Source organism: Pandoraea nosoerga (genome assembly GCF_902459585.1).
GTDB lineage: Bacteria > Pseudomonadota > Gammaproteobacteria > Burkholderiales > Burkholderiaceae > Pandoraea > Pandoraea nosoerga.
The window spans coordinates 1-7,236 of sequence record NZ_CABPSC010000028.1; the positions used below are offsets into that span (position 1 = coordinate 1).

A 7,236-nucleotide genomic window follows, 5' to 3' on the forward strand; every position below is an offset into this window, starting at 1 on the left:
CGCCACTCCCGTCGCTCTTCACCCGAACCTTTACGTTGTAATCCACTACCCGTTTGACCGGTACCAGGATCTTCATGAACTCGCTCCAAAGTTACGTTTACGTCAATCCGCTGCCATTATAACCACACGACGGATGACGCATTTATTGCACATTTGCGGCATTTTATGGCAAACAAGGGAGTCCCCCCCCTTTCCTCTGCGCCGCGGATGCGCGATCCTCGCGATAACGGTGCCGGAACCCGTCGGACGCAGGCCTGGCCTGGTCTCGCAGCCCCGAACGATCGTGCTATTTTTATGCAAATCGCGACGTACAGCCAGTGTCCTCGTGGTGCATTTCCTCTAGAGATTTTGCCCCGCGTGCGGCGGGCCTATGATCGAATGGCCCACTTCATCGATGCGCGTCGCACGCACGACGCTCGCCGGCCCGCACGCCAGGAGGAGACCATGGCCACATATTCGGAATCGCGCCTTCAGGCCAGTGACGGTCTGTCGCTGCACATGCACACCTGGCGGCCCGACGGCGCCGCGGATCGGCCGCTGCGCGCCGTCGTGGCCATCGTGCATGGCATGGGCGAGCACGGCGGACGCTACGCGCCGCTGGCCGCCCACTTCGCGGCGCTCGACATCGCCACCGTCACCTACGATCTGCGCGGGCACGGCCGCTCGGGCGGCGCGCGCGTCTTCGTCAGGCACTTCGACGAGTATCTCGCCGACACGGAAATCTTCCTCACCCACGTTCGCGCGACATTCGGCCCCGTGCCGCTGTTCGTGCTCGGCCACAGCATGGGCGGCGCCATCGCCGCGCTCTATACGATCACGCGCGCGCCGGCGCACGTGCGCGGCCTGATGCTGAGCAGCCCGGCGCTGGGGCCCGGCGAGCCGGTCGCGCCGTGGATGGTCGCGGCCGGCCGCTGGGTGTCGCGCTGGCTGCCGAAGATGCCCGTATTCAAGATCGATCCGGCAAAGATCTCGCGCGACGCGTCCGTCGTTCGCACCGCCAGGGCCGATCCGCTCAACGCCTATCGCGGCACGCCCGCCCGCACGGCCGCCGAACTGCTCGACGCGATGGCGCGCATTCACGCCAATGCCGGCGCCCTGCATCTGCCGCTCTACATCTTTCACGGCACGGCCGACCGGCTCACCGCACCGTGGGCGAGCGAGCAGTTCCACGGCAACGCCGGCTCGCAGGACAAGACGCTGCGCCTGTATCCGGGGCACTTCCACGAGACGCTCAATGACCTCGACCGCGAGCAGGTCATCGACGATCTGACGCAGTGGCTGCTGCGGCATCTCGACACCGCGAAGGCACGCGCCGACGAGCCGCTCACGCACGACACGCCCTCGGACGTGTGACGGAACCCGCCACGCGAGCAGGGTCTCGGCACGTGCATGCGCCCCCCGCGTTACACTGAAGTCGTATGCAAAACGCGAGGAGCCAACGGCATGCAAGCGCAGACGAAGTACTCGCCGCAAACGGTCACCGGCATGCATTTCTGGACGCCGACGATCTTCAGCATCAAGACCACGCGCCCGGCCGCGCTGCAATTCACGGCCGGACAGTTCGTGCGGCTGGGCTTGCCGGGCGACGACGGCGAGCTGATATGGCGCGCGTACTCGTTCGTCAACGCGCCCGCGGAAGATACGTTGGAGTTCTATGTCATCACGATTCCCGAAGGGCAACTCACGCCGCGCATGTCGCAGCTCAAGGTGGGTGACGAGATTTTCGTCGACCACACGGCCTACGGCTTTCTCACCCTCGATCGCTTCACGGGCGGCGACGATCTCTGGCTGCTGGCCACGGGCACCGGCCTCGCGCCGTTCGTGTCGATCCTGCGCGATCGCGCTGTCTGGCAGCGTTTCGAGCGCATCTTCCTCGTGCATAGCGTGCGCTGGGAACGCGACCTCGCGTACTACGAGCAGTTGCGTCATTTCTCGCATCCCGACGTCGATCCGTCGCTCGTGAAGAAGCTGCGCTTCTCGGTGTGCGTGACGCGCGAGCAGACGCCCGGCGCGCTGTACGGACGCATCACGTCGTTGCTCGCCTCGGGAGAACTGGAAAAGGCCATGGGCGCGACGCTCGACCCGGCCACCTCGCGCATCATGGTGTGCGGCAATCCCGACATGGTGAAAGCGCTGCGCGCCTGGTTCACCGGCAACGGTTACGCCGTGAGCCGCACGGCGACGCCGGGGCCGCTGGTGCTGGAAAAGCAGTGGTGACTGGCGAGCAACGGGCACGCCGGGGGAACGCGAGGGCGGCGCCGACGATCCGCACGCCCGCGCGGCATTCAGTCCGTCGGGGGCGCCCAGTCGGGGCGCCGCTTCTCGATGAACGCCTGCACGCCTTCGAGCGCGCATTCGTCCATCATGTTGCACGCCATCGTCTGCCCGGCCATTTGATACGCGGCTTCGATGCCAGTCTCCAGTTGCCGGTAGAACAATCCCTTGCCCGCCGCCACGGCGGCGGCCGGCTTCGCGAGAATCGAGCGGCACAGCGCCGCCACTTCCGCGTCGAGCCGCTCCATCGGCACGACCCGATTGACGAGCCCGCGCTCACGAGCCGTCGGTGCGTCGATGAACTCGCCCGTCAGCAGCATCTCCATCGCCTGCTTGCGCGTCAGATTGCGTGACAGCGCCACGCCCGGCGTCGCGCAGAACAGGCCCACGTTGATGCCCGACACGGCAAACCGCGCGGCAGACGCGGCCACCGCCAGATCGCACATCGCGACGAGCTGACAGCCGGCCGCCGTGGCCAGACCATGCACGCGGGCGATGACCGGCTGCGGCATGCGCTGCATCGTCATCATGACGCGCGTGCACTGGTCGAAGAGCTTGCGATAGTCGTCGAGCGACGGCTGCGCGCGCATCTCCTTGAGGTCGTGCCCGGCGCAGAACGCCGCCCCCGATGCCGCGAGCACGACCACGCGAGCACCGGCGTCCCGCGCGGTGTCGTCGAGCGCGCGCTGCAGCGCGTCGAGCATGGCTTCGGAGAGCGCGTTGAAGTGGCGCGGCCGGTTGAGCGTGAGCGTGAGCACGCCGGCGAGATCGCCTTCGCCGCGCGAGACGAGAACGAGGGGTTCGGGCGATGCGCCCGCCGTATCGGATGCCGTCATGGTCGCCTCCTGCGTCGCATGCCCCGTGACGGGCGTGCGACGTCGCATGTTGGTCAGACGTCGGCGAGCACCTTCAGATGGGCGACGACGCTGCGCCCGAGCGCCGACAGGTTGTATCCGCCCTCGAGGCAGCTCACGATGCGTCCGTTCGCATGGCGATCCGCGACAGCCTTCACGCGTTCGGTGATCCACGTGAAGTCGGCCTCGGTGAGACCGAGGTTGCCGAGATCGTCTTCGCGGTGCGCATCGAACCCGGCCGAGAAGAAGATCATTTCGGGACGGAACGCGTCGAGCTGTCCGAGCCAGCCATAGTCGATCGCCTCGCGCGCGGCCATGCCGGACGTGCGCGCGGCGAGCGGGATGTTGAGCATGTTCGGCGCCGGATGATCGGCGCCCGAGAACGGGTAGAACGGATGCTGGAAGATGCCGCACATCAGTACGCGTTCGTCGTTGGCGAAGGCCGCCTCGGTGCCGTTGCCGTGATGCACGTCGAAGTCGACGATCGCCACGCGCGACAGGCCGTGCACTTCGAGCGCATGCGCCGCGGCGACCGCCACGTTGTTGAGCAGGCAGAAGCCCATGGCGCGCGTGGGCGTGGCGTGATGGCCCGGCGGACGCACGCTGCAGAAGGCGTTGTCGAGTTCGCCGCGAATGACGGCATCGGTGGCCGCCACGGCGGCGCCGGCCGCACGCGTGGCGGCGCGCCAGGAATATGGATTGAGCAGCGTATCGGGATCGATCGGGAAATAGCCTGACTCGGGGATGCTGTCGCGAACGAAGTCGATGTGCTCCTGCGTGTGCACGCGCAGCAGGCTGGCCTCGTCGACCACCGGCGCCTCGCGCCGCTCGAGCAGGCCGTCGATGCGCCCGGCGATCAACTGATCCTCGATGGCGCGCAGCCGCGCGGGACATTCCGGATGCCACTCGCCCATCTCGTGACGGATGCAATCGGGATGCGTATAAAACCCGGTAGCCATTCGATGTCTCGCCTATCGCTTCGTATCGTTATATTGGTCGGGCGGGGGATGCCCGCCGCGCCGTCGTCTCCACGTCCGGTAGCGGCCGGGCGTGGTGCCTGGCGAGCGTGTGCCGAGTGCATCGGCAAACGCGCGCCGATGGCCGGCATCCCCCATGAGCACTGTCACGGACAATGCACAGGCCTAAAGGTATCACAGGTGCACTCGGTTATACTGCCAGACAGTCTCCCAGCAGACCCGTGTCAGCCGGCAAGGGCCGATCTCCCGAATTTCGGGACGGCGCACGCCGGCATGAAAGGTTGACGCTCGACGCAGCGGCGCACATCGAGTGATCGGTGCGCGAACTGATGACGGCCTCAACGCGACTAACGCGACGTTGGCCCGCACGCCGGCATCGTATTTCGACTTCATACAGGCCTGACAGACAGCATGACATCACCGGTACGGATGTACGACTCACTCTCGCCGGCGCCCTCGCGCCTCACCCATCGACCGGACACTGGCCGTCTGCCCCGTCTTCACGCGGCCCTCGGCAACGTTTCGCGCAGCGCCCCCCAGCCGCACCTGCCGCACCTGCCACGCCTGCCTCGCCTGTCACGCTGGGCCCGTGCGCTCGGCGCCGCGCTTTGCATCGGGGCGCTTGCGCTCGGCGCCACGCTCGCGCACGCACAGACGCGTGCGAAGCCGGTCGCGCAAACCGAGTTCGAGGAAGAGGTGGTGCCGCAGCGCTACGCCGCCCATCCGGAGGTCGATGCGTTCATCAACGACATCGTCGCGCGCGACGGCTTCGATCGCGCCGAGTTGCAGAGAATCTTCTCGCGCGTGGTGTTCTCGCAGACGGCGGCGCGTCTGGCCGCGCCGCCGGCCGTGCCGGGACAGAAGAACTGGACCAACTACGAGAAACGTTTTCTCGACAACACGCGCATCAACGGCGGCGTGCGATTCTGGAATCAGAATGCGGCCACGCTGGCTCGCGCCGCGCGGCAGTACGGCGTACCCGAGGAAATCATCGTCGCCATCATCGGCGTGGAGACGATCTACGGGCGCAACATGGGCAACTTCCGCACCATCGACGCACTCACTACGCTTGCATTCGACTACCCGCCGGCGCGCAATCGCTCCGAGCGCATGGCGCTGTTTCGCAACGAGCTGGAGAACCTGCTGCTCTATGCGCGCGAGCGCGGCGTCGATCCGTTCAGCATCTATGGTTCATACGCGGGCGCCATCGGCATTGCGCAGTTCATGCCGTCGTCGATTCGCAACTACGCCGTCGACTACAGCGGCGACGGCAAGATCAACCTGAGCAACGACGTGGCGGACGCCATCGGCAGCGTGGCCAACTTCCTGAAGCAGCACGGCTGGCAGTCCGGCCAGCCGATCGTATGGAACATCGCCGCCGATCGCGGCAGCCAGGGGCTGGCCGAAGCCGGTGCCGACGGACAGCCGGAGCCGCACTGGAAACTCGGCGACTTCATCAAGGCGGGCATGCTGATGAACGAGCCGCGGCTCGACGTGGGCGCGTCGCTCGACACGCCGGTGCTCATCGTCGATCTGCCCACCCCCGGTCAGGCGACGCAGTACCGCATGGGGCTGACCAACTTCTACGTGCTCACGCGCTACAACCGCAGTTTCTTCTACGCCATGTCGGTGTACGACCTCGCGGACGCGATCAAGGCCGCTCGCGCGCCGTGAGCTCCGCCTCGGGCTTAGGCTCGGCTCGGTGTGGGCTTTGGCGTCGGCCGTGGCCCGCGCCCCCGCTCCGGCCTGGTCGCCGAAACCGCCATGAGAAACGGGACCCGCGGGTCCCGTTTCTCGTTGATGGCCGGACGAACGTCCGGGCGACGTTCCGCCCGCGCCTCAGGCCGGGAACACGCCCGTCGAAAGGTAACGGTCGCCACGATCGCACACGACGAACACGATCGTCGCGTTTTCGACTTCATGCGCGAGGTTGAGCGCGATCTGGCAGGCGCCCGCGGCCGAGATACCGCAGAAGATGCCCTCTTCGGCGGCAAGACGGCGCGCCATGATTTCGGCATCGGACTGCGTCACCGAGACCGTGCGGTCGACGCGCGCGCGGTCGAAGATCTTCGGCAGATAGGCTTCCGGCCACTTGCGGATGCCCGGGATGCGCGAGCCTTCGGCCGGCTCCGCGCCGACGATCTGGATTGCCGGGTTCTGCTCCTTGAGGTATTGCGAAACGCCCATGATCGTGCCGGTCGTCCCCATCGCGGAGACGAAGTGCGTGATGCGCCCTTCGGTATCGCGCCAGATTTCCGGCCCGGTGGTTTCGTAGTGGGCGAGCGGGTTGTCCGGGTTGGAGAACTGATCGAGGATGATGCCGCGGCCGTCGCGCTGCATCTGCTCGGCCAGGTCGCGCGCATATTCCATGCCGCCCTTGACCGGCGTGAGGATGATCTGCGCGCCGTAGGCGCCCATGCTCTGACGACGCTCGATCGAGAGATCCTCCGGCATGATCAGCACCATCTTGTAGCCGCGAATGGCCGCGGCCATCGCCAGTGCGATGCCGGTGTTGCCCGACGTGGCTTCGATGAGCGTGTCGCCCGGCTTGATGCGCCCGCGCGCTTCGGCGTGCTTGATCATCGACAGCGCCGGGCGGTCCTTCACCGAACCGGCCGGGTTGTTGCCCTCGAGCTTGCCGAGAATCACGTTGTTGCGGCGACGGATTTCGTCGTCGGGCAAACGCACCAGTTGCACCAGCGGTGTATTGCCGATGGTGTCTTCGATAGTCTTATAGGCCATTGCGCTTAAGCTTTTTCGGTCGGGAATCGGAACATTCTAATCCACCGGCCAAGTCCGCGCTCCGGGTATGGTCTCCCGGCCGGGCGTCGCGCACGATCCCGGCCGGCGCAGCGCTCAGGCCTTCGGCTCGCCTGTCGTGGCGGGCGCCTTCGACTTCTTCGCTCTGGACGGCTTTGCGCTCGCCGCATCGGCCGCCGAAGCCGGCGCCGGCGCGGCTGCCGCCTTGGCGTCCTTCGTCTTCTTCGACTTCGACGCCTTCGTGGGCGCCGCGCTCGCCGCTGGCCCGGTGACGGGGGACGTCGCGCCGGCGCTGGCGTTGGCACCGGTGGCCGGGGTCGCCGCGGGCGCAGGCGCCGTCGCCCCCGGCTTGGCGCCCGGGGTGGTTGCCG

The 7,236-nt window shown here is 67.0% G+C and carries 7 protein-coding genes and 1 pseudogene; 4 read left to right on the forward strand and 4 right to left on the reverse strand.

Annotated features, from left to right (window positions below; all coding sequences use genetic code 11):
* A pseudogene (locus PNO31109_RS21580) lies at window positions 1-76 on the reverse strand (electron transfer flavoprotein subunit beta/FixA family protein); the annotation flags it as partial.
* Window positions 77-444: 368 nt separating this feature from the next.
* On the opposite strand from PNO31109_RS21580, the gene PNO31109_RS21585 reads away from it, so the two are divergent.
* Window positions 445-1,353, forward strand: coding sequence for an alpha/beta hydrolase (locus PNO31109_RS21585; RefSeq protein ID WP_241014019.1), 909 nt, complete (start codon window positions 445-447; stop codon window positions 1,351-1,353).
* Window positions 1,354-1,443: 90 nt separating this feature from the next.
* The gene (locus PNO31109_RS21590) at window positions 1,444-2,217 is read left to right on the forward strand and encodes a ferredoxin--NADP reductase (protein WP_150557495.1); all 774 of its coding nucleotides are present in this window, start codon (window positions 1,444-1,446) and stop codon (window positions 2,215-2,217) included.
* A 68-nt stretch (window positions 2,218-2,285) separates the two neighbouring features.
* Here PNO31109_RS21590 and PNO31109_RS21595 read toward each other — a convergent pair whose 3' ends face one another.
* Both PNO31109_RS21595 and PNO31109_RS21600 read right to left on the reverse strand, forming a co-directional pair.
* Window positions 2,286-3,110: an enoyl-CoA hydratase gene (locus PNO31109_RS21595; protein WP_150557496.1), complete on the reverse strand. Its 825-nt coding sequence runs from the start codon at window positions 3,108-3,110 to the stop codon at window positions 2,286-2,288.
* A gap of 53 nt (window positions 3,111-3,163) precedes the next feature.
* A complete protein-coding gene (locus tag PNO31109_RS21600) occupies window positions 3,164-4,087 on the reverse strand; it encodes a histone deacetylase family protein (RefSeq protein WP_150557497.1) in 924 nt (307 codons plus the stop codon).
* A 429-nt stretch (window positions 4,088-4,516) separates the two neighbouring features.
* On the opposite strand from PNO31109_RS21600, the gene mltB reads away from it, so the two are divergent.
* Window positions 4,517-5,779, forward strand: a complete 1,263-nt coding sequence (gene mltB / locus PNO31109_RS21605; RefSeq protein WP_241014018.1) for a lytic murein transglycosylase B — start codon at window positions 4,517-4,519, stop codon at window positions 5,777-5,779.
* A 165-nt stretch (window positions 5,780-5,944) separates the two neighbouring features.
* On the opposite strand, the gene cysM is transcribed toward mltB, so the two are convergent.
* On the reverse strand, window positions 5,945-6,847 hold the full coding sequence (gene cysM / locus PNO31109_RS21610) for a cysteine synthase CysM (RefSeq protein ID WP_150557498.1): 903 nt from the start codon (window positions 6,845-6,847) through the stop codon (window positions 5,945-5,947).
* A 67-nt stretch (window positions 6,848-6,914) separates the two neighbouring features.
* On the opposite strand from cysM, the gene PNO31109_RS21615 reads away from it, so the two are divergent.
* On the forward strand, window positions 6,915-7,236 hold a 322-nt coding region (locus PNO31109_RS21615; RefSeq protein WP_217433193.1), incomplete at its 3' end, for a hypothetical protein.